The sequence below is a fragment of the Streptomyces odontomachicola genome (assembly GCF_039605595.1).
GTDB lineage: Bacteria > Actinomycetota > Actinomycetes > Streptomycetales > Streptomycetaceae > Streptomyces.
In genome coordinates this window covers 1-19,448 of the sequence record NZ_JBCFOK010000006.1, presented here as the reverse complement: position 1 = coordinate 19,448, position 19,448 = coordinate 1, and the positions used below count along the sequence as shown (strand labels likewise).

Below are 19,448 nucleotides of genomic sequence, written 5' to 3'. Positions count from 1 at the left end.
GGGCTCGGATGGGGTGAGGGTGTACGTGAGGGCCGGTATTCCGAACAGGGTCAGTGCTGGGAGCCATGAGCTGCGGAGCAGTTTGCGTACCGCCCGCGCCGCTCGCTCCGTTGTCGGGCGCATCGCTAGCACAGCCCTTCGTCCGCTCTCGGGCATGTCTTCATCATCCATGCCGTGAGCGCGAGCAGACCTGCGATGCCGAGTATCAGCAGCGCGAGTTGGAGGCTGTGGCCCGCACGCGTGGACAGGAAACGGGCGAGCCAACCCGGGGCGGCCGCGTTCCGGGACCGCTTGAACCGTGTGACGGCCCAGGCGCCACATACGCCACCGACGCACAACGCCGCGACCGCCACGGACAGCAGCACGACACCGAACAGCCCTTGCACGAGCCCGCCGACGAAGGAACCGCCCAGCGCGAGATACACGAACCGGGTGAGCGCGACCGTGACCTTCCCTGGCTTCTCGTCACTGGCCCCGGCGCCGGGCCCCTGGGTCGGGGAAGGGAGGCTGGCGCTCACAGCATCACCTCCCCGCTCCGGCTCCACTCCGGGCCCCCGCTCCGGTTCGCCGTCGTCGCCGTCTGCCCTCGTCCTGGAGTCGCCGTCCGCCCTCGTCCTGGAACTGCGGCTGCACATAGCCGTAGGGGCCGCCGCCGCTCACGGCTCGCCGCGGGAGCGGACTGCGGGGTCATGCATGACTCCCTCTCCGATCGGTCCGGCCCCCTGATGCCTGACGCGGTGACGCTAGGCGGTGGCGGAGGGGCGCGGGAAATTGATCAAGGGGGTCTGTTGTACGGCTCACGCACCGGAGCCGGGGCCCCTGCGCAGCCCCCACGCGCGGAAACGGCGTGCCGCGTACAGGCCGATGCCGATCGCCACCGCCAGACCGACGCCGTCGATCACCGGAGAGACGTGGAAGACGGCCGAGAACGCCAGGGCCATGCCGAGTGCGGAGACGGCCGTGACGGCCAGGAAGAGGAGGAGTTCCGCCCACCACATGCGAAGGGACGGGGAATGGTTCGGCACAGAAGGACTCCGCTGGTCGGCACACGCAGCGGGCAGCCGTGCCTCGCGCATGACCGCCCGCAGCGGAACAGCCTAGTCAAGCGCCCGTAGACGTCCGCGCGCGCCGCCGCATCGACCGATCGGCCGACCCCCGCGTCCCCCGCTCCGCCCCCGTACGCCAGCCGTCGTGGCGACCCCGGTGGGGCGGGGCGCTGCTGAGGATGGAGGGGCGGTGTACGGAGCGCCGTGCCGGGGTCGCCGAGCGGCCCGGGAACCACTCAGCAGCGAGGAATCACCATGCAGAAGACGCAGCGCAGCACCCGCCGTACCCGTGTCATGGCCGGTACGGCCGTGGGCGTCGTCGCGCTCGCCGGGATCGGTGCCTTCGGCGCCGTACAGGCCACCGCCTCGCCGTCGGCCGCGCAGGCGGCCCCCACAAAGGCGGCGAACGACAAGAACCTGACCACCACCAAGCACCTCTCCCTCGACGCGGCCACCGACGCGGCGCAGGCGGCGGTCGACGCGGCGAAGGAGGAGAACCAGAAGGTGTCCGTCGCCGTCGTGGACCGCGACGGCAACACCCTGGTGACCCTGCGCGGCGACGGCGCGGGGCCGCAGTCGTACGGGTCGGCCGTGAAGAAGGGCTTCACCGCGGTGTCCTGGAACGCGCCCACCTCGCAGCTCGTCAAGAACCTCGACAAGACGCCGAACCTCAAGGACATCCCCGGCACCCTCTTCCTGGCCGGCGGGGCGCCCGTGCAGGCGGACGGCGCGCCGGTGGCGGGCATCGGGGTCGCGGGCGCGCCGAGCGGCGAGCAGGACGAGAAGTTCGCGCAGGCGGGGGCGAAGGCGATCGGCGAGTGAGCGGAACCGGCCGGCGGCACCCGCGGAGGCCCGGCGCCGTGCTGGCCGCGGCGCTCGCGTTGTGTACGGCGTGCACGGCGCAGGGCGGAGGGGGCGCCGCCGGTTCTGCGTCGCCCTCGCCGTCCTCCCCCAGCAGCGCACCGGCCTCCTCCCCCGAGGCGGGGCGTGCGCTGATCGAGGCCGCGCGGGACGGGGACGGCGCGGGCGTGCGGGAGGCGCTGGCCGCGGGGGCCGCCACGGAGGTACGGGACGGCCGCGGTCGTACGCCGCTGCTGCTCGCCGCGCTCGGCGATCACGTGGAGGCGGCGCGGGCACTGGTGGACGCCGGGGCCGATCCCGATGCGCAGGATCGGCAGGAGGACAGTGCGTGGCTGGTCACCGGGGTGACGGGGAGCGTGCGGATGGCGCGCGTGCTGATTCCGGCCGAGCCGGATTACGGGCTGACGAACCGGTACGGGGGTACGTCGCTGATCCCTGCGGGGGAGCATGGGCACGCGGCGTACGTGCGGGAGGTGCTGCGCCGTACGGACATGGAGGTCGATCACGTCAACCGGCTTGGATGGACGGCGCTGTTGGAGGCCGTGATCCTCGGTGACGGCGGACGCGATCATCAACGGGTGGTGGCCCTCCTTCTCGACCACGGAGCGGACCCGGCGCTGGCCGACAAGGAGGGGACGACGGCGTTGCAACACGCTGAGCGGCGGGGGTTCGACCGCATCGCGGAGTTGCTGCGGGAGTCGGGTTGAGGCGGGAAGCTCTCAGTCCTGGCGGTAGCCCGACAAGAAGCGGCCGATCCTTCCGATCGCCGACTCCAGCTCGTCGACCGTCGGCAGGGTCAGGATGCGGAAGTGGTCCGTGGAGGGCCAGTTGAAGCCGGAGCCCTGGACGACCTGGATCTTCTCGCGGAGCAGCAGGTCGAGGACGAAGCGCTCGTCGTCGTGGACCGTGTGCACAGCGGGGTCGAGCCGCGGGAAGGCGTACAGCGCACCGCGCGGCTTCACGCACGAGACGCCGGGGATCTCGTTCAGCTTCTCCCACGCGCGGTTGCGCTGCTCATGCAGCCGGCCGCCCGGGGCGGTCAGCTCGTCGATCGAGTGCGGGGCGCCGAGCGCGGCCTGGATCGCGTACTGCGCGGGCGCGTTGGGGCACAGCCGCATGGAGGCCAGCATGGTCAGGCCCTCCAGGTAGTTGCGCGCGTGCTGCCGCGGCCCGGTGACCACGAGCCAGCCGGAGCGGAAGCCCGCCACCCGGTACGTCTTGGAGAGGCCGCCGAAGGTGAGGACGACGAGGTCGGGCGCGAGGGTGGCCACCGGGTGGTGCTCGGCGTCGTCGTACACGATCTGGTCGTAGATCTCGTCGGCGAAGACCATGAGCTGGTGGCGGCGCGCCAGATCGAGCATGCCCTCGACGATCTCGCGCGGATACACCGCGCCCGTCGGGTTGTTGGGGCTGATGATCACCAGCGCCTTGGTGCGGTCGGTGATCTTCGAGGCGAGGTCGTCCAGGTCCGGGTACCAGTCGGAGGACTCGTCGCACAGGTAGTGCACGGCCTTGCCGCCCGCCAGCGTGGTGACCGCCGTCCACAGCGGGAAGTCCGGCGCGGGGATGAGGACCTCGTCGCCGTCCTCCAGCAGCGCCTGCACCGACATGGAGACCAGCTCGGAGACGCCGTTGCCCAAGTACACGTCGTCCACGTCGAATTCGGGGAAGCCCATGCCCCGGTAGCGCTGCACGACCGCGCGGCGCGCGGAGAGGATGCCGCGCGAGTCGGTGTAGCCGTGCGCCTGCGGCAGCATCCGGATCATGTCCTGGACGATCTCCTCGGGCGCCTGGAAACCGAACAGCGCGGGATTGCCGGTGTTCAGGCGCAGCACGCTGTGCCCCGCCTCCTCCAGGGCGTTGGCCTGCTCTATCACCGGCCCCCTGATCTCGTAGCAGACCTCGCTCAGCTTGCTCGACTGCCGGAATTCCATGCGGCCCTCCCAAGGCTTCGTGGCGCCCGCGGCGCGACACCCGCTTCCCCGCGACGCGACACCCGCTGTGTGTCACGCGCTCGGCGCGTACTTGGTTCTACCAAGTGAAGGCTTGGCAAGTCCAACATCTTCTCTAGACTGCTCCGCATGCCTCGTATGCCTCGCCGCCGGAGCTACGCGCACTACTGCGCCGCCGCCCGGGCCCTGGACACCGTCGGTGACCGGTGGACCCTGCTGATCGTCAGGGAGCTGCTGGCCGGCCGGCGCCGCTACACGGACCTGCACGCCGACCTGCCCGGCATCAGCACGGACGTGCTCGCGGCCCGCCTCAAGGACCTGGAGCGCGAGGAGCTGGCCACGCGCCACAGGCTGCCCCCGCCTGCCGCCGCGTACGTCTACGAACTCACCGAGCGGGGGCGGGAGCTGCTGCCCGTGCTCACCGCGCTCGCCGCCTGGGGCGCGCCCGCGCTGGAGGAGCGGCAGCCCACCGACGCGGTGCGCGCGCACTGGTACGCGCTGCCGCTGCTGGAACCGCTCACGGAGGCCGCGGACGGCCTGACCGGCGTCGTCGACGTACGGCTGGAGGAGGGCACCTTCCACGTACGCCTCGGGCCCGACTCCGGAGCCCCGCTGTATGGGGACGGTCCGGCGGACGCGGCGGACGCCCGCCTGACCCTGCCCCAGGACCTGTGCAACGCCCTTGCCGCTGGCACCGCTTCGCTCGCCGAGGGCGTGAAGCGGGACCGCGTACGAGTGGAGGGCGACAGCGAACTGGCCGACAGGCTGCGCGGCTCGCGCGGCTGACCGCGAGGCGCCGGAGGCGCCGCTGGACCGCCGAAGCCAGGCGCGGCCGCGCGCACCGGCAATGCGCACGGCGTCCCGTACCGGCCCCCGCGCCGTCACCCGCCCCGCCGCCTCACATTCCGCCCGCGCGCGGGGAGTCGTCTCCGCCGCGGGACGCCAGCAGGCCCGCGACGGAGAGCGCGCCCCAGCCGGCCGAGACCGCGACGGCGCCCGCGCGCCGGGCTCGGCCCGGCAACGTCGCGCCGAGGAGCGCCGCGTCGCCGAAGTCGGCGGCGATGCGTACGAGGGCTGCCGTACGCAGTGGTTCGCCCTCGGGCGCCAGCAGCAGGGCGAGTCCGCTCACGGCGTCGCGCCAGGCGACGGGGCGCAGCGCGGTACGGGTCTCCCGCGCGACCCTCCCTCCGGGGCCGCTCAGCCCGGAGGGCCTGGCCAGCAGCCCGGGGGCGGCCGTCACCGCCGCGCCGTAGAGCGCCGTGGCGGCGCCGACCGCGCGCAGCAGGGTGACGCCCAACTCCTGTGAGGATGGCGCCACTTGGGCGGCGCGCCCGCCTCGTCGTACCGTCCTGCCCACGTCTCCGCTCCCTTCCTCGACGGTCTACCCAGGACGCTGGGCCTCCGTACCGCCCAGCGCGCCGCGCAGCCTCAGCAGGGCCCTGCGGGCGTGGCTCTTCACCGTGCCCAGCGGCAGCCCCGTGGCCTCCGCGATCTGAGGCTGGGTCAGATCACCGTAGAAGGCCAGCCGGAGTACGCGCTGCTGCACCGCGGGGAGCTTCGCCAGCTCCTGGGCGAGCAGTACGCGGTCGAGCGCCTGCTCGGGGCCGTACGGAGGGGGTCCGTACGGCGAGGGCTCGGCCGGGTCCGCGCGGCGCGCGCGGGAAGCGGGCAGCAGGTCGGCCGCGGCGCGCCCGCGCAGCAGGTCCGCGGTCTTGTGCCGGGCGATGCCGGCCAACCAGCCCGCCGGGCCGCCCCGTTCGGGCCGGTAGCCGGTGCGGCCGCGCCAGGCGGCTGCGAACACCTGCTGGGTCACGTCCTCCGCGTCCCGCAGGTCGGAGAGCGCCTGCCGGGCGATCCCGCGCACCAGCGGCGCCCAGCGGCGGTACGCGGCGACCAGACACCGCTCGTCCCCCGCGACCAGTCCCTCCGCGATCCGCGCGGCGGAAAGCTCCGCCAGATCGACGTCCCTGCGCACAACGACACCCCACACCTGCCCCTGCCCGCCGCCCGCCATGACACAGCTCCTCCCGCACCTCGTACGCGCCACCGTCCGGCCCCCGTCGGCGCGGTGCAACGTGCGTCGTTTCTGCGTCGTTCGGGCGGGACGAACCCCGGAGCGGGCCGGTGCAGCGGGCCTAACCTGAGGCCATGCGCGCCCCCGACGAACACGGCGACGAAGACGGCGAGGAGCCGGGCCCCGGTCTCAGCACCGGCGCCGTGGCCAGGCGGCTGGGTGTCTCCCCCACCACGCTGCGCTCCTGGGACCGGCGTTACGGGCTCGGCCCTGCCGCGCGGGAGCACGGCAGGCACCGGCGATGGACCCCGGGCGACCTCGCGGTGCTGGAGGAGATGTGCCGCCGCACCGCCCTGGGCGTCCCGCCGGCCGAGGCGGCGCGCGCCGCGCGGGCGAGCGCGGGGCGGCCCGTGCTGACGGCGGCCGACGCGCCTGCGGTGACCGTTCCGCGCCAGGACTCGCGGGGCCGCGCGGTGCCGGCCACCGTGCGCGAGGAGGCGCGCGGCCTGGGGCGCGCCGCGCTGCGGCTGGACGCGACGGCGCTGGACGGGCTGCTCACCGGGCTGATGTCCGAACACGGCCTCGTGCCCTGCTGGGAGGAGGTGCTGGTGCCCACGCTGCGCGCGGTCGGACGCCGGTGGGAGCGTGCGGGCGAGCCGTACGTCGCCGTCGAGCACCTCCTGTCCTGGCACATCTCCACCGCCCTGCGCAGCGCGCTCCCTGGGCCCGGCGCCCGGCACACCGCGCCGGCCGTGCTCGCCTGCGTACCTGACGAGTGGCACACGCTCCCGCTGGAGGCGCTGGCCGTGGGCATGGCCCAACGGGGGCTGCCCACGCGGATGCTGGGCGGCGCCGTGCCGGTGGAGGCGCTGGAGGAGGCGGTACGGCGCACGGGTCCCGCGGTCGTGGTGCTGTGGTCGCAGTCGCGCGCCACCTCGGGTACCGGGCTCGCGCACCGCCTCGGCGCGCTGGACACCGGCGTGCGGGGCGCCCGTACCCGGCCCCGGATCGTGCAGGCGGGCCCCGGGTGGGCGGGCAGGCCGCGCGGCACGGCACGCCGCCCGCACGGACTGCGCGAGGCCCTGGACCTGCTGACCGGCCTCTGTTCCCGGTGATGTCCCTGTCGACCGGGCCCCGGCGCGGAGGGGATTGCCCCACTGGGCGTGCGCCGGGGCCCGTCGCCCGCCTCAGGCGGCGCCGCGCGCCTTCGTGAAGCGGGCCGCCCTGTCGCCCGGGTCGACGAGCGGCGGCGGGTAGCCGGAGGGCGCGTCGCGCCCGGTGAGCGTCCACGGCGTGTGCACCGCGGCGCCCCCGATGTGCGCGAGCTCCGGCACCCAGCGCCGCACGTACGCGCCGTCCGGGTCGTAACGGCGGGCCTGGGCGAGGGGGTTGAGGACCCTGTTGGGGCGGGTGTCGGTACCGGTGCCCGCCACCCACTGCCAGTTCATCTGGTTGTTCGCGAGGTCGCCGTCCACCAGCAGCGCGAGGAAGTGCCGTGCGCCGACGCGCCAGTCCGCGTACAGCGTCTTGCTGAGGAAGCTCGCCGCCAGCAGCCGCCCCCTGTTGTGCATCCAGCCCTCGTGCAGCAACTGCCGCATCGCGGCGTCGACGAGGGGATATCCGGTGCGGCCCTCCCGCCAGGCCGCCGCCTCCGCCGCGTCCTCGTGCCAGGCGTCGTGCCGCGGCCTGTAGTCCTCGTACGAGGCGGCGGGGCGTGCCGCGAGCACCTGGTGGTGGAAGTCCCGCCAGGCGAGCTGCCGCACGAAGGCCTCGGCCCCGGGGCCGCCCTTCTTCCGCGCCCTGTGCGCCAGCTCGACCGCGGAGAGGGTCCCGAAGTGGAGGTGCGGGGAGAGCCGCGAGGTGGCGTCGCCCGCCAGGTCGTCGTGCCGCTCCTCGTACGCCTGCACCCCGCTGCGGAGCCAGTCGCCGAACCGCCTGCGCCCCTCCTCCTCTCCCCCGGCGGCCAGACCCGGCGAGCACCCGGCGACCTTCGCGCGCGAGGGCAGCTCCTCCGACCGGGCCTCCTCGGGGACGCGCACGCTGCGCGGCGCCGCCGACGCGTCGCGCAGCGCGGCCTGCCGCCAGCGGCGGAAGTACGGCGTGAACACCGCGAAGTGGTCGCGCCCCTGCGGCGTGACCGCCCCCGGCGGCAGCGCGGTGACCACGGCGTCGTGCACGACCAGGGCGCACCGCTGCTCTTCCAGTGCCCGGCGCAGCCGCTCCTCGCGGCGCTGCGCGTACCCGCTCACCCCCGCCGCGACGTGCACCTCGCTCGCCCCGCACTCGGCCACGGCGCGGCACACCTCGGCGACGACGGGCCCGCTGCGCAGCACCAGCCGCCCGCCGCGTGCGCGCAGCCCCGCGTCCAGCGCGGCGAGGCAGTCGGCCAGGAACGCGGCGCGGTTCGGCGCCTCGAAGCCCGCCTCCCGTACGCCCGGGTCGCGGACGAACAGCGGCAGCACCCGGTCGGCGCGGGACAGCGCCGAGCGCAGCACGGGGTTGTCGTGCAGCCGCAGGTCGGAGGTGAACAGGGCCACGGCAACGGTCATCCGCCGCTCCTCGGGTCGTACGCGAGCAAGCCTTCCGTCCCTCTCTTCGGCCCGCGGCGGCTCCGCGGATGCGCCCTTCCGTGAATTTCCGGTGTCCGGATGCCGGACTTCCCGTGCTGTGGTCCGCTGTGCCGGAGTGGCGGGCCGCACCCTCTGCTAGATTGGTCTAAACCACTGACCAGTGAATCTCTGTCCGAGTAGAGCGCTTTGAGGATCGGCAGGACCGCGTGGAAGTTGTCATCGTTCCGAACGCCGTCGCCGGCGGCGAACTGATCGCCGAGTCGATTGCCGCGCTGCTGCGGCGCAAGCCGGACGCGCTGCTGGGTGTGGCCACCGGCTCCACCCCGCTGCCCGTCTACGAGGCCCTGGCGGGCAAGGTGCGCGGCGGCGCCGTGGACGCGTCGCGGGCGCGGGTGTGCCAGCTCGACGAGTACGTCGGGCTGCCCGCGGGACACCCCGAGTCGTACCGCTCCGTGGTGCTGCGCGAGGTGGTCAGGCCGCTGGGCCTGACCGAGGAGCACTTCATGGGCCCGGACGGCGCGGCCGAGGACGTCCAGGCCGCGTGCGAGGACTACGACCGCGCGCTGTCCGAGGCCGGCGGCGTGGACCTCCAGCTACTGGGCATCGGCACCGACGGGCACATCGGCTTCAACGAGCCCTGCTCCTCGCTGTCCTCGCGCACCCGCATCAAGACGCTGACGCGGCAGACCCGGGAGGACAACGCCCGGTTCTTCGACAGCCTCGACGACGTGCCGCACCACGTGATCACCCAGGGCATCGGCACCATCCTGGAGGCCAGGCACCTGGTGCTGCTGGCCACCGGCGAGGCCAAGGCGGAGGCGGTCGCGCAGGCCGTCGAGGGCCCGCTCGCCGCGCTGGTCCCGGCCTCGGCGCTGCAACTGCACCGGCACGCCACGGTCGTCGTCGACGAGGCGGCCGCCTCCAAGCTGAAGCTCGCCGACTACTTCCGCGACACGTACGCGGCGAAGCCGGAGTGGCAGGGCATCTGATCCCGACGGCACGCACGAGGGGCGGTACGGCACATGGCCGGACCGCCCCTTTCGCGTGCGCGCCGCTCCGCGCCCCGCTCCGCGCTCAGTTCCGCGCGAGGAAGCCGGCCAGCCCCTCCAGCAGCCGGTCAGCGTCGTCAGCGGTGGTGTACGGGGAGAGCCCGGCGCGCAGGCCCCCGTCGTCGCCCAGGCCCATGTGGCGGGACGCCTCCAGCGCGTAGAAGGAGCCCGAGGGCGCGTCCACGTCGCGCGCCGCCAGGTACCGGTACGCCGCCTCCGTACTCGCTCCCTCGAAGGTGAGCAGCAGGGTCGGGGTGCGGTCGGCGGCGCGCGAGTGGACGGTGATCCGGTCCATGCCCGCGAGCTCCTTCTCGATGCGCAGCCGCAGCCCGTCCTCGTGGTCGCCGATCGCCGCGAAGGCGGCGGACAGCCGGTCCCTGCGCGCGCTCTCCGGGCGTCCGCCCAGCTCCGCGAGGAGGTCGACGGCCGCGCGTGCGCCCGCAAGGAGTTCGTACGGGAGCGTGCCGTACTCGAAGCGCTCGGGCACCTCGTCGCTGGAGGGCAGCAGCTTCTCCGGGTGCAGCTCCTCCAGCAGTCCTGGCCGCGCGGCCAGCACGCCCAGGTGCGGCCCGAAGAACTTGTACGGGGAGCAGGTGAAGAAGTCGGCGCCCAACTCCGCGATGTCCACGTGCCGGTGCGCCGTGTAGTGCACGCCGTCCACGTACAGCAGCGCGCCGGTCTCGTGCACCTCGGCGGAGATCGGCAGGATCGGCGGGCAGGTGCCGATGAGGTTGGAGGCCGCGGTGACGGCGACGAGGCGGGTGCGTTCGCTGAGCACCTCGCGGATGTGCTCGGCGCGCAACTCGCCGGTCTCCACGTCGAATCCGGCCCAGCGCACGGTGGCGCCGACCCGCTCGGCCGCCTGCACCCACGGCCTGATGTTGGAGTCGTGGTCGAGCCGCGTGACCACGACCTCGTCGTCCGGGCCCCAGTCCTGCGCGAGGGTGCGCGAGACGTCGTAGGCGAGCTGGGTGGCGCTGCGGCCGAGGACGATCTCGCGGGGTCCCGCGCCCAGCAGGTCGGCGAGCGCGCGGCGGGCGTCCAGCACCTGGGCCTCGGCGTTGCGCTCGCCGCGCGTCTGCCGGCCGCGGTTGGACAGCGGTTCGGCGAGCGCGGCGGCCATGGCCTCGATGACCGGCCGCGGCGTCTGGGTGCCGCCGGGTCCGTCGAAGTGGGCGCAGCCCGCTCCGAGTGCGGGGATCCGGTCGCGCAGCGCTGCGATGTCGTACGTCACGGGCACACTCCTGGTACGGGACTGCGGCGGCACGGCCGTGGCCACCCCGTCCCGGGGCCCGCTCACCACGCGCCCGCGGCACGGCCGTCACGCCCGAGATCTACCCGCCGACGCGGCGCGGTACAAGACCACGATGCGCCGCTTACGGTGCCGAGTACACGCTCATTCCGGTTTTTCCGCGGCAAACTCAGCAGAACCGGCGAACTCCTCCAAGGTGCGCGGCTCTTCGCCGCCGTACTGCCGGATCGTGCCGGTGACCTCGTACAGCTCGTGGTGGCTGCCGATCGCCCTGAACAGCTCCCACAGCTTGGTCAGGTGGGCCACGGTGTGGTCGTCGCGGTAGAGCTCGTGGGCGCGGCGCCGCCATGCGTCCGGGTCCGTCTCGGTGTAGGCCACCTTCGTGCCGGTGGCGCGCGCGAAGGCGTCGGCGGCCTCGCCGATGGTCAGCACCTGGCCGCAGAGGAGGACGACCGGCGGCGCGGCGGGCATCGGTTCGCCGAGCAGGCCCGCGGCGACGCGGGCCACGTCGGTGCCGGCGACCAGCGGCAGCACGGTGTCCCGCGGCCCCAGGGGCGCGGCGATCTCGCGGCCGCCGCCCGCCCTGAGCAGGAAGGCGAGGTTCTCGAAGAAGACCCCGGCGCGCAGGTGGACTGCGCCCACGCCGGCCCAGTCGAAGACCTGCTCGGAGACCCAGTGCAGCCGCATCCGCGGCGTGCCGGCCTGCGGGTCGGCGGCGAGCTGCGAGACCTCGACGACCCGCTCCACGCCCTCCTCCCGCGCGGCGGCAGCGAACACGCCGGGGGCCTCCAGGAGTCCGTCGGTGACCGGATAGGCGAAGTACGCACGCCGCACGCCGCGCATCGCGGGCCGCACGTCGGAGATCTCCCGCAGGTCGCCCGCCACCACCTCGGCACCGAGCGCGCGCAGGGCGTCGGCCCGCGCGTCCTCGCGGTGCACGAAGGCCCGTACGGCCTGGCCCCGTTGGCGCAGAAGCCGCACGAGATGCCGCCCGGTCGAACCCTGCTGCCCGCCGGCGGCGCCGGTGACGAGGACGGGGGCGTCGGCGGGGGTCACGACTCGGCTCCGGTGGCAGTCCGCGGCAGCATCGCCGCGGCGTCGGCGGCGCTCACGACTCGGCCCCCGCCGGGCTCTGCGGCAGGGTCATCGTGAAGGCGCCCTGCTCTTCCAGGGAGTGGAGGAACGGGGTCGGCTGGAAGGCTTCGGCAGGGGACAGTACGCCGGTCTTGGAGGGGCCGCGGCCCTCGGTGAGGCGTATCGCCGCCTCCACGCTCGCCAGCGCGCCGGCCCGCCACAGGTCGTGGCCGCTCAACGTGCCGACCCTGCCGCCGTGTTGGGTGATCGCCTGCGCGGCGACCGTGAACGCGCTGCGGGCCCGCGACGCCGGGTCCAGATCCTCGCTCTCGAAGACCTTCTCCTCCTCGAAGGTGCTCTGGGTGAGCAGGGTCTCCACCGTCCGTACGGGGATGTGCCGGGGGACGGTCACCGGCTCGAAGGAGGGCAGCGGCTTGAGCATCGTGCGCGGGCCCAGGGGCGGCGGGAAGGGGAACACCACGTTCACCGGCTCCAGTTGGCCGACCCGCAGCGTCCCGTCGGTGAACGTGATCCGCTGGGTCTCCGCGAAGAGCTGCGCCGCCGTGTTCTTGGCGCCCGTGGTGAGCCGCCAGCCGGTGACGGCGTACGCGACGATCAGCTTGTCCACCGCGCTCAGCCCGTCGGCGACGGCCCCCGCCAGCAGATCGCCCAGCCCGCCGTAGAAGCTCAGCCCCGGGATCATGACGCTGCCGGTGCGCTGCGCCGTGGCCTGCTGGGTGTCGAAGACGGCCTTCACGTGGTGCGGTTCGAGGGCGTGGTCGACGTAGGGGCAGCCGCTCTCCGCCGCGGCGGCGGCCACCGGCGCGCCGGTCACCGAGAAGGGGCCGGCGCAGTGCACCAGCACCCCGGCCTCGGCAGCGAGGCGGCGCAGCGCGTCCGGGTCCTCGACGGGAGCGGTGCGTACGGTGACCCGGCCCGGCGCCCCGAGCTCGGCGGCGGCCCGCTCCAGCGCCCCGGTGTCGCGGCCCGCGAGCACGATGTCCCGCCCGCGCGCGAGGAGTTCGGCGGCGACGAGCCGGCCGGTGTGGCCGTAGGCGCCGTACACGGCGATGAGCTGGGCTGTCATGTGCGACTCGCTTCCTGGGGCTTGGGGGGCTCGGCGTGGGGGTTCGGATTGCGGGCGCGGGTTGCGGACTCGACGTGTGGGCCCGGCGTGTGGGCCCGGCGTGTGGGCCCGGCGTGTGGGCCCGGCGTGTGGGCCCGGATTGCGGACTCGACGTGTGGGCCCGGCGTGTGGGCCCGGCGTGTGGGCCCGGATTGCGGACCCGACGTGTGGACCCGGCGTGGGCGCTCGGCCGGGGAGACCCGCATCCCGCGAGGTCCCGGTGCGCGCTGTCGGCGTGCACCGTCTGTGACGGACCCCGCGGGGCGGCCGGGCCCCCTCATCCGGCCTCTTCGGCGCTGGACTCGGCGGCCTGCAGCCGGGCGCCTCCCAAGCGGCCTACTTGGCGGAGGACTTGGCCTTGCCGCCGGACCTGCGGCCGGCCTTGCCCGCCGCCTGCGCCTGGCGCCCCGCCTCCTTGGCGGCCTCCTTCGCCGCCTGCTTCGCCGCCTCCTTCGCGGCATGCCTCGCTGCGTGCCTCGCGGCGTGCTTGACCGCCTGCTCGGCCTCCTTCGCCGCGTGCTTGCCCGCCTGCCCGGCGTGCTTGCCGGCGACCTCGGCGTGCTTGCCCGCGTGGCCCACGTGCCGGCTCGCGAGCTCGGCGTGCTTCCCCGCGTGACCTGCGTGCCCGCCATGCCCGGCGTGCCCCGCCTCTCCCGCGTACTTGCCCGCGATCGCGGCCCGCTTGCCCGCGTGCGCGAGCTGTTCCAGGGGCCCGGCCCCCTTGCCGCCCCGCCGCGCCGACGACTTGAGCCCGCGCCGCTGCGCGCTCCCCTTCCTGAGCCCCTTCTCATGCCCCCTCTCGTGCCGCGACCTGCCGCCGCGGCCACCGCGGCCACCGCGCCCGTCGAGGCTCCGCAGCATCCGGGGCAGCACGGTGCCCAGTACGAGGCCGGCCAGCGGCACCACGAGGTCCGACCAGGAGTCGCGGATCGGCTTGAACTCGGCGTTGCCGCCCTTCACTTCGATGAAGCCCAGCGGCTTGGCGCCCGCACCGCCCCCTCCCCCGCCGCCCTCGCCGGTCTTCGCCTCCGACTCCTCGCGCCCGGTTCCGCCGCCGAAGCCGAACCCGGCCTTGGCCACCGGGATGAGGGTCACGCCCTCGCACTCGATGGGATCTCCGTACACGGCGCTCACCGAGGCGCGCCCGCCCAGCCGGTCGGCCAGCCGCTCCAGCAGGGCCGCGGCACCCGCGGCAGCTCCGGTACGCGCGGCTCCCGCGCCCTCCGGCTGCCGGCTGCCGACGTCGCTGACGTTCTCCTGCACGGTCATGGGCGCCAGATTTCCAGCGGACGCCGCGCCGGTGAACGCCCGCGCCCGCACGCCCGTCCCGAATGGCCGTCCCGCCGGACCCCCGTGTCACGCCCGGTACGTAGCGCACCCGCCCAAGCAGGGGCCCGTGGCGCGGATGGGGCGCGGCCGCACGGCCGTCACGCCCGGTACGCGCTCTTCCCGCCCATCCGGGTGCCCAGCACCCGCACACGCCGCAGCCGCATCGGCCGCACCCCGCGCGTATCGGAGTCGAGCCACAGCAGGTCAGCCGGCGCGCCCGGTACGAGCCCGGCGGCGCGGCCGTCTGCGAACGTCTGGTACGCGAAACCCGTGCTCGCCGCGTCCAGTACCTGCTCCACGCTCAGCCGCTGGTGCGGGGCTCAGCCCTGCTCCGGCTCACCCGCGAACGTACGCCGGGTGACGGCCACTTGGATGCCCTCCAGCGGTGCGTACGAGCTCAGAGCCTGTGTCATATCCCCGGCCAGTCGCTGCCGAAGGAGAGCCGCGCACCGGAGGCGGCCGGTTCCGCGAACGGGCACTGCGCACTCGCCCGCTCCTCCCCCAGCCGCAGGACCGTCAGCTCCGTCTGCGGCGGATCGGGCCGCGCCCACAGCGGCTCGGCGTTCGCGATCACCCCGAGCGCGGCGAAGCGCGGCAGGTCGGCCGGGTCGACGAGCTGGACGTGGGTGGTCACGGGGCGCCTGTCCCGGCGCGGGTTGCCCCGTGCCGCGGCCTCCACGGCGTCGAGCGCGGCCCGCACGCCCGCGTCGCCGATGGCGTGGAGGTGGGTCTGGAAGCCGTCGGCGTCGAAGGCGCGCACGGCGTCGGCGAGTTCACGCGGCTCCCGGACCGGCATGCCGTGGCGGTGCGGGCGCCTCGCGGGATGCCCTCGTACGGGGCGAGCAGCGCGGCCGTACCGTACTCGCTCGCCCCGTCTGCGAAGAACTTCACGGTGCGCGCCGACAACTCCCCGCCCGCGGCGGCCACTTCCTCGCGGGCCGCGGCGAACTCCGTACGCTGCTCCCTCCACCGGTCGGGATCGGCCCGCAGCGCGAGGTTCGCGCGGAAGCGGAGCGCGCCGGCGCGGGCCGCCGCGAGGTGGGCGTCGACCATGTCCGGCTCGACCCACGCGTCCTGCACCCAGGTCAGCCCGGCGCGCGCGTACGCCTCGCCCGCCGTGCGCAGCGCCGCCGTCACCTCCCCAGCGGGGCGCGGCGGAAGCCGGCCCAGCACCAGGTCGCAGGCGTGCCATTCGCGGAGGGTGCCGAGCGGGGAGCCGTCGGGGCGGCGCAGGATGCTGCCGAGCCGCGGTTCCGGGGTCTGCTCGGTCACCCCGGCGCGGCGCGGCGCCTCGGTGTTGCACCACACCGTGTGGCAGCCGTACGCGCGCAGCACCACCGGCAGGCCGGCGACGGCTCGGTCCAGCCGGCGCGCGTCGAAGGCGCCGTACGGGGCGAGCGCGGGGTCGTAGGAGGCGCCGAACACCCACTCCTCTTCCGGGTGTCGGGCCGCCCGTCTCCCCACCTCGGCGACCACGGCGTCCGCCGACTCCAGGCCCTTGATCTGGTGGGCGCGGCAGGCCTCATGCGGCGGCCCGCTCCGCGTCGGTGGTGGTCAGCTCCGCGTACCGGCCGGGGTCGCGGCGCCGGATCATCAGCGCCCGCGCCACACCCGCCGCGAACAGCAGCGGAAGCGGTGCCAGCAGCGCCGCGTTGACGCCGGGCGAGGCGGCGGTGAGCAGGTCGAGGTTGGCCGCCACCATCACGATCAGCACCGTGAGTCCCACGCAGGCCGTCAGCGGCGCGGCGGCCACCCGCCAGGCGCGCTGCCCGCGCCGGTCGCGGCGGAAGAATCCGTACACCGCGAGCGCAGTGAGCGCCTGGAGCAGCATCACGCCGAGGATGCCGGGGCCGTTCGTCCACAGGAAGGTGACCTGGTACGGGTCGACGCCGGCGGCGAGGGTGAGCAGCACGACGGCGAGCGCGAGGGCGCTCTGGAGCACGACGGCGGCGGCCGGCGAACCGGTGCGCGCGGTCACCGTGCCGAGGCGGCGCGGGAGCAGGCCCTCGCGGCCGAGCGCGTAGAAGTAGCGGGCCGCGCCGTTGTGGAAGGCGAGGGTCGCGGCGAACGCGCTGGTGATCAGCAGGATGTGCATGGCGTCCGAGGCCCACGCGCCGGCCAGGCGTTCCGTCGCGCTGAAGATCATGGCGTCGCCGCCCGCGCCGTTGGCCACCTCCTGCGCGCGGTCTGCGCCGTACGCGGTGATCGCGGTCCACACCGTGAACGTGTAGAAGAGCGCGAGGAATCCGACCGCGACGCAGGTGGCGCGGGGCACGGTGCGCTCGGGGCTGCGCGCCTCCTCCGCGTAGATCGCGGTCGCCTCGAAGCCGATGAAGGCTCCGATCGCGAGCACGAACATGCCGCCGACGCCGGGTTCGAGGAGGTGTATGGGGGCGAGTACGCCGAGGTCGGGGCCGTGCGGGCCGCCGCCGTCCGCGAACACCCCCGCCTCGAACACCAGCAGGATCAGCACCTCCAGTACGAGGGCGACGCCCAGCACCTTTGCGCTGAGCGTCACTTGGAGATAGCCGAGCGCGCCGATGGCGGCGAGGCCCGCGAGCGCCCAGATCCACCAGGCGACGCGGATTCCGGCGACCTCCTGGAGCCCGCTCTCGCTGAACCACCCGAAGGCGACGAGCAGTCCGGCCTCGATCGCGTTGTACGAGAAGAGGGCCACGTACGCGGCGCCGGTCCCGGCGGGGCGGCCGAGGCCGCGGCCGACGTAGGCGTAGAAGGCGCCCGCGTTGCGCACATGGCGGCTCATCGCCGTGAAGCCGGCGGCGAAGATCAGCAGCAGCACGCCGGAGAGCAGGTACCCGAGCGGGGCCGCCTGCCCCGCCATCCCGATGGCCAGCGGAGCGACGCCGGACATCACGGTGAGCGGGGCTGCCGCGGCGACCACGAAGAAGACCAGATCCCCGGTCCCGATGGCACCTTCGCGCAGCGCGTCGTCCGACACAGGCGTTCCCACCTAGAGCTAGCCCAACACAGGACGCTAACGCCCACACAGAAGCCTGTGAAGACCACTTGTGATCAGCCGATCCCCAACCGCCGACGGACACCACTGACCGACTTCCCACTCCGGCGGAGCAGGGGTACGGCGGCCGCCGCAGCCACAAGGGCGTGACTCCCGCCCCGCCGGGGGCACTTCGCGCCACCGCGCCAGCGCAAACCCTCACCCACCGCCACACAACGCGCAGTTGGGGCCGCTCCCGCATCGCAGGGGCGCGGCGCCACCACGCGCGGGGCGCGGCCCCCGCACCGGACACGGCGCGCTGCTCCTCAGCAGCGCGCCCCGCCCCAGCGAAGCGCCCCTCAGCGGCGGCCGCTCCTCCTGCTGCTCTTCGCCCTGTCGATCGCCGCCACCCCCAGCGCGGCCAGCGCCACCTGGATCAGGAGTTCCCACCAGTCGATTCCGCGGGTCTCGGCCACTCCGACGCCGGCCGCCAGCGCCGTGCCGACCAGCGCGGCGACGATGCCGACGGCCACCGTCCACAGCGCGCCGATCCGCTGACGCCCCGGCACGACCAGCTTGCCGAGCAGGCCGATCACGATTCCGATGACGATCGCGCTGATGATGCCTGATATCTCCATGATGGGCGCTCCTCGCGTGCGGTGCGCCCATTGTCCTCCCACACGTTTTTCACCGGAACCCGTACCGCTATACGTACAACGCCCGATTGCCCGCGATCCCGCCCCCGGCGTTGCATACGGATCCCCCTCACCGTGAGGGGCGGGACCACGGACACGCATGGGGGCACCATGACGCTGCGTCTCAGAGCGACCGCGGGGGCGACCGCGGTGGCGGCCGTCGCCGCGCTGCTGACGATCACACCCGCGGAAGCCCGGCCCGCACCCACCCCCGTACCCAAGGGAACGGAACGCCTCAGCCTCACCGCCGACGGCGCCCAGGCCGACGGCGATTCGGGCGGAGCCGCGCTCAGCGCGGACGGCCGCACCACGGCCTTCTGGTCGCACGCACCGAACATGGGCGGCGACTACTTCAACGCCCTGCTCGTGAAGGACCTCCGCACCGGAGCACTCACCCGCGTACCCGGCACAAGGGGAGCCGGCGGTATCGCGCTCAGCGCCGACGGCAACCTCGTCGGCTACAGCTCCGGCTCCCGCTACCCCAACCCGTACGTCTACGACCGCACCACCGGCACCACCATCCACCTGGTCCCCACGAACCCGCCGGGCGGCTCCGAGTTCAGCGGGCTCGACGACATCAGCGCGGACGGCCGGTACGCCTCGTACACGGCGACCGACCGCCACCCCAGTTCGCCGAGAGTGCTCTACGTACGCGAACTGTCCACCGGCACCGACACGATGGTGACCCCGCCCGACGCGACGGACAGGTACACCTACACCTCGGGCGGCTCGCTCAGCGGGAACGGGCGGAAGGTCCTGTTCAAGGTGACCCGCAAGGACGACCCCGCGCCCTCGCACGCGTACGTGCGCGACCTCGGCGACGGCAGCGTGCGGCAACTGGACGTGAAGCCGGACGGCACTCCCAGCGCGGACGGCGCGGTCCCGGTGCAGCTCAGCGCCGACGGCCGCCACGCGGCGTTCACCTCATCGGCGACCGACCTGGTCCCCGGCGGCACCGGCGCGGAACAGCACAGCTACGTACGGGATCTGCGCACCGGCACGACCCGGCTGGTCGGCGAGGCCGGCGACACCGCGCTGGCGCTCAGCCCCGACGGCCGCAAGCTGCTGGTGCGGCGCGGAAGCGGACTGCACCTGATCGACGCGCGCAACGGCAGGAGCCGGTACGTGGCACCCGCGGGCTCCACAGCGACCGACGGGGCGCTGGACCGGCACGGCAAGGCGGCGGTGTTCGCCTCGTCAGCCGCCGACCTGGTGCCGGACGACACGAACAACGCCCAGGACGTGTTCCTCCGGCGCTGGTGAGAGGGGGAGGAAGCCGGGGCGCGCCCACAGGGGGCACACGGGACCAAGGCCCCGTAAAGACTGCGCGGCGCGGCGTCAACGCCCCGTCATGGCAGGGGTTTTCCGGGGATACGGGGGCATAGCGTCGCGTATCGCGGGTGCTGGCCGGCCAGCACCCGCACCGCACCCCCGAAGGCAGAACCGCACCCCCGCAAGCAGAGAGGACCCACCCCGCCATGAGCGACGAAGAGGCCGAGCCCTGTGAACGCCTCCCGGCCGGAC

The 19,448-nt window shown here is 74.4% G+C and carries 20 protein-coding genes and 1 pseudogene; 6 read left to right on the top strand and 15 right to left on the bottom strand.

Annotated elements, in window-relative coordinates:
- Positions 1-125: 125 nt before the first annotated feature.
- Positions 126-518 (bottom strand): hypothetical protein, encoded by a 393-nt coding sequence (locus ABEE00_RS12510; RefSeq protein ID WP_345745468.1) that lies wholly within the window; start codon positions 516-518, stop codon positions 126-128.
- Positions 519-797: 279 nt separating this feature from the next.
- Positions 798-1,025, bottom strand: coding sequence for a hypothetical protein (locus tag ABEE00_RS12505; RefSeq protein WP_345745467.1), 228 nt, complete (start codon positions 1,023-1,025; stop codon positions 798-800).
- A gap of 276 nt (positions 1,026-1,301) precedes the next feature.
- Here ABEE00_RS12505 and ABEE00_RS12500 point away from each other — a divergent pair, with 276 nt between their 5' ends.
- The gene (locus ABEE00_RS12500; protein ID WP_345745466.1) at positions 1,302-1,868 is read left to right on the top strand and encodes a GlcG/HbpS family heme-binding protein; all 567 of its coding nucleotides are present in this window, start codon (positions 1,302-1,304) and stop codon (positions 1,866-1,868) included.
- A 170-nt stretch (positions 1,869-2,038) separates the two neighbouring features.
- Positions 2,039-2,614, top strand: coding sequence for an ankyrin repeat domain-containing protein (locus tag ABEE00_RS12495; RefSeq protein WP_345745849.1), 576 nt, complete (start codon positions 2,039-2,041; stop codon positions 2,612-2,614).
- A gap of 12 nt (positions 2,615-2,626) precedes the next feature.
- On the opposite strand, the gene ABEE00_RS12490 is transcribed toward ABEE00_RS12495, so the two are convergent.
- A complete protein-coding gene (locus tag ABEE00_RS12490; RefSeq protein WP_345745465.1) occupies positions 2,627-3,841 on the bottom strand; it encodes a pyridoxal phosphate-dependent aminotransferase in 1,215 nt (404 codons plus the stop codon).
- 147 nt (positions 3,842-3,988) lie between these two features.
- On the opposite strand from ABEE00_RS12490, the gene ABEE00_RS12485 reads away from it, so the two are divergent.
- On the top strand, positions 3,989-4,645 hold the full coding sequence (locus ABEE00_RS12485; protein WP_345745464.1) for a winged helix-turn-helix transcriptional regulator: 657 nt from the start codon (positions 3,989-3,991) through the stop codon (positions 4,643-4,645).
- A gap of 112 nt (positions 4,646-4,757) precedes the next feature.
- Here ABEE00_RS12485 and ABEE00_RS12480 read toward each other — a convergent pair whose 3' ends face one another.
- Entirely contained in the window at positions 4,758-5,156 is a 399-nt protein-coding gene (locus ABEE00_RS12480; protein WP_345745848.1) for a hypothetical protein, read from the bottom strand.
- Positions 5,157-5,240: 84 nt separating this feature from the next.
- Entirely contained in the window at positions 5,241-5,873 is a 633-nt protein-coding gene (locus tag ABEE00_RS12475) for a sigma-70 family RNA polymerase sigma factor (RefSeq protein WP_345745463.1), read from the bottom strand.
- Positions 5,874-6,007: 134 nt separating this feature from the next.
- Between ABEE00_RS12475 and ABEE00_RS12470 the strand changes: the two genes are divergently transcribed.
- On the top strand, positions 6,008-6,988 hold the full coding sequence (locus tag ABEE00_RS12470; RefSeq protein WP_345745462.1) for a MerR family transcriptional regulator: 981 nt from the start codon (positions 6,008-6,010) through the stop codon (positions 6,986-6,988).
- A 72-nt stretch (positions 6,989-7,060) separates the two neighbouring features.
- On the opposite strand, the gene ABEE00_RS12465 is transcribed toward ABEE00_RS12470, so the two are convergent.
- On the bottom strand, positions 7,061-8,422 hold the full coding sequence (locus ABEE00_RS12465; protein WP_345745461.1) for a cryptochrome/photolyase family protein: 1,362 nt from the start codon (positions 8,420-8,422) through the stop codon (positions 7,061-7,063).
- 227 nt (positions 8,423-8,649) lie between these two features.
- Between ABEE00_RS12465 and nagB the strand changes: the two genes are divergently transcribed.
- Complete coding sequence (gene nagB / locus ABEE00_RS12460) at positions 8,650-9,432, top strand: glucosamine-6-phosphate deaminase (RefSeq protein ID WP_345745460.1); 783 nt, start codon at positions 8,650-8,652, stop codon at positions 9,430-9,432.
- A gap of 85 nt (positions 9,433-9,517) precedes the next feature.
- Here nagB and ABEE00_RS12455 read toward each other — a convergent pair whose 3' ends face one another.
- The 9 genes and pseudogenes from ABEE00_RS12455 to ABEE00_RS12415 form a co-directional block, all read right to left on the bottom strand.
- A complete protein-coding gene (locus tag ABEE00_RS12455) occupies positions 9,518-10,726 on the bottom strand; it encodes a cysteine desulfurase-like protein (RefSeq protein WP_345745459.1) in 1,209 nt (402 codons plus the stop codon).
- A 162-nt stretch (positions 10,727-10,888) separates the two neighbouring features.
- The gene (locus ABEE00_RS12450; protein WP_345745458.1) at positions 10,889-11,800 is read right to left on the bottom strand and encodes an NmrA family NAD(P)-binding protein; all 912 of its coding nucleotides are present in this window, start codon (positions 11,798-11,800) and stop codon (positions 10,889-10,891) included.
- Between the two features lie 52 nt (positions 11,801-11,852).
- On the bottom strand, positions 11,853-12,905 hold the full coding sequence (locus ABEE00_RS12445) for a saccharopine dehydrogenase NADP-binding domain-containing protein (RefSeq protein WP_345745457.1): 1,053 nt from the start codon (positions 12,903-12,905) through the stop codon (positions 11,853-11,855).
- A gap of 375 nt (positions 12,906-13,280) precedes the next feature.
- Entirely contained in the window at positions 13,281-14,213 is a 933-nt protein-coding gene (locus tag ABEE00_RS12440; RefSeq protein WP_345745456.1) for a spore germination protein GerW family protein, read from the bottom strand.
- Positions 14,214-14,371: 158 nt separating this feature from the next.
- Positions 14,372-14,572: a hypothetical protein gene (locus ABEE00_RS12435; protein ID WP_345745455.1), complete on the bottom strand. Its 201-nt coding sequence runs from the start codon at positions 14,570-14,572 to the stop codon at positions 14,372-14,374.
- A gap of 110 nt (positions 14,573-14,682) precedes the next feature.
- Positions 14,683-15,069: an amidohydrolase family protein gene (locus ABEE00_RS12430; RefSeq protein WP_345745454.1), complete on the bottom strand. Its 387-nt coding sequence runs from the start codon at positions 15,067-15,069 to the stop codon at positions 14,683-14,685.
- An 83-nt stretch (positions 15,070-15,152) separates the two neighbouring features.
- Positions 15,153-15,737, bottom strand: a pseudogene (locus tag ABEE00_RS12425) (amidohydrolase family protein); the annotation flags it as partial.
- Positions 15,738-15,795: 58 nt separating this feature from the next.
- Positions 15,796-17,232: an APC family permease gene (locus tag ABEE00_RS12420; RefSeq protein WP_345745453.1), complete on the bottom strand. Its 1,437-nt coding sequence runs from the start codon at positions 17,230-17,232 to the stop codon at positions 15,796-15,798.
- 356 nt (positions 17,233-17,588) lie between these two features.
- Positions 17,589-17,867 carry a GlsB/YeaQ/YmgE family stress response membrane protein gene (locus ABEE00_RS12415; RefSeq protein WP_345745452.1) on the bottom strand — a complete coding sequence of 93 codons (279 nt, stop codon included), beginning with the start codon at positions 17,865-17,867 and terminating at the stop codon, positions 17,589-17,591.
- A gap of 168 nt (positions 17,868-18,035) precedes the next feature.
- On the opposite strand from ABEE00_RS12415, the gene ABEE00_RS12410 reads away from it, so the two are divergent.
- On the top strand, positions 18,036-19,187 hold the full coding sequence (locus ABEE00_RS12410; RefSeq protein WP_345745451.1) for a hypothetical protein: 1,152 nt from the start codon (positions 18,036-18,038) through the stop codon (positions 19,185-19,187).
- The last annotated feature ends 261 nt before the right edge of the window (positions 19,188-19,448 follow it).

Coding starts and splice junctions, on each gene's coding strand:
- ABEE00_RS12500 (WP_345745466.1), top strand. CDS start 1,302: ATGCAGAAGACGCAGCGCAGCACCCGCCGTACCCGTGTCATGGCCGGT.
- ABEE00_RS12490 (WP_345745465.1), bottom strand. CDS start 3,841: ATGGAATTCCGGCAGTCGAGCAAGCTGAGCGAGGTCTGCTACGAGATC.
- ABEE00_RS12485 (WP_345745464.1), top strand. CDS start 3,989: ATGCCTCGTATGCCTCGCCGCCGGAGCTACGCGCACTACTGCGCCGCC.
- ABEE00_RS12475 (WP_345745463.1), bottom strand. CDS start 5,873: ATGGCGGGCGGCGGGCAGGGGCAGGTGTGGGGTGTCGTTGTGCGCAGG.
- ABEE00_RS12470 (WP_345745462.1), top strand. CDS start 6,008: ATGCGCGCCCCCGACGAACACGGCGACGAAGACGGCGAGGAGCCGGGC.
- ABEE00_RS12465 (WP_345745461.1), bottom strand. CDS start 8,422: ATGACCGTTGCCGTGGCCCTGTTCACCTCCGACCTGCGGCTGCACGAC.
- ABEE00_RS12445 (WP_345745457.1), bottom strand. CDS start 12,905: ATGACAGCCCAGCTCATCGCCGTGTACGGCGCCTACGGCCACACCGGC.
- ABEE00_RS12440 (WP_345745456.1), bottom strand. CDS start 14,213: ATGACCGTGCAGGAGAACGTCAGCGACGTCGGCAGCCGGCAGCCGGAG.
- ABEE00_RS12430 (WP_345745454.1), bottom strand. CDS start 15,069: ATGCCGGTCCGGGAGCCGCGTGAACTCGCCGACGCCGTGCGCGCCTTC.
- ABEE00_RS12415 (WP_345745452.1), bottom strand. CDS start 17,867: ATGGAGATATCAGGCATCATCAGCGCGATCGTCATCGGAATCGTGATC.
- ABEE00_RS12410 (WP_345745451.1), top strand. CDS start 18,036: ATGACGCTGCGTCTCAGAGCGACCGCGGGGGCGACCGCGGTGGCGGCC.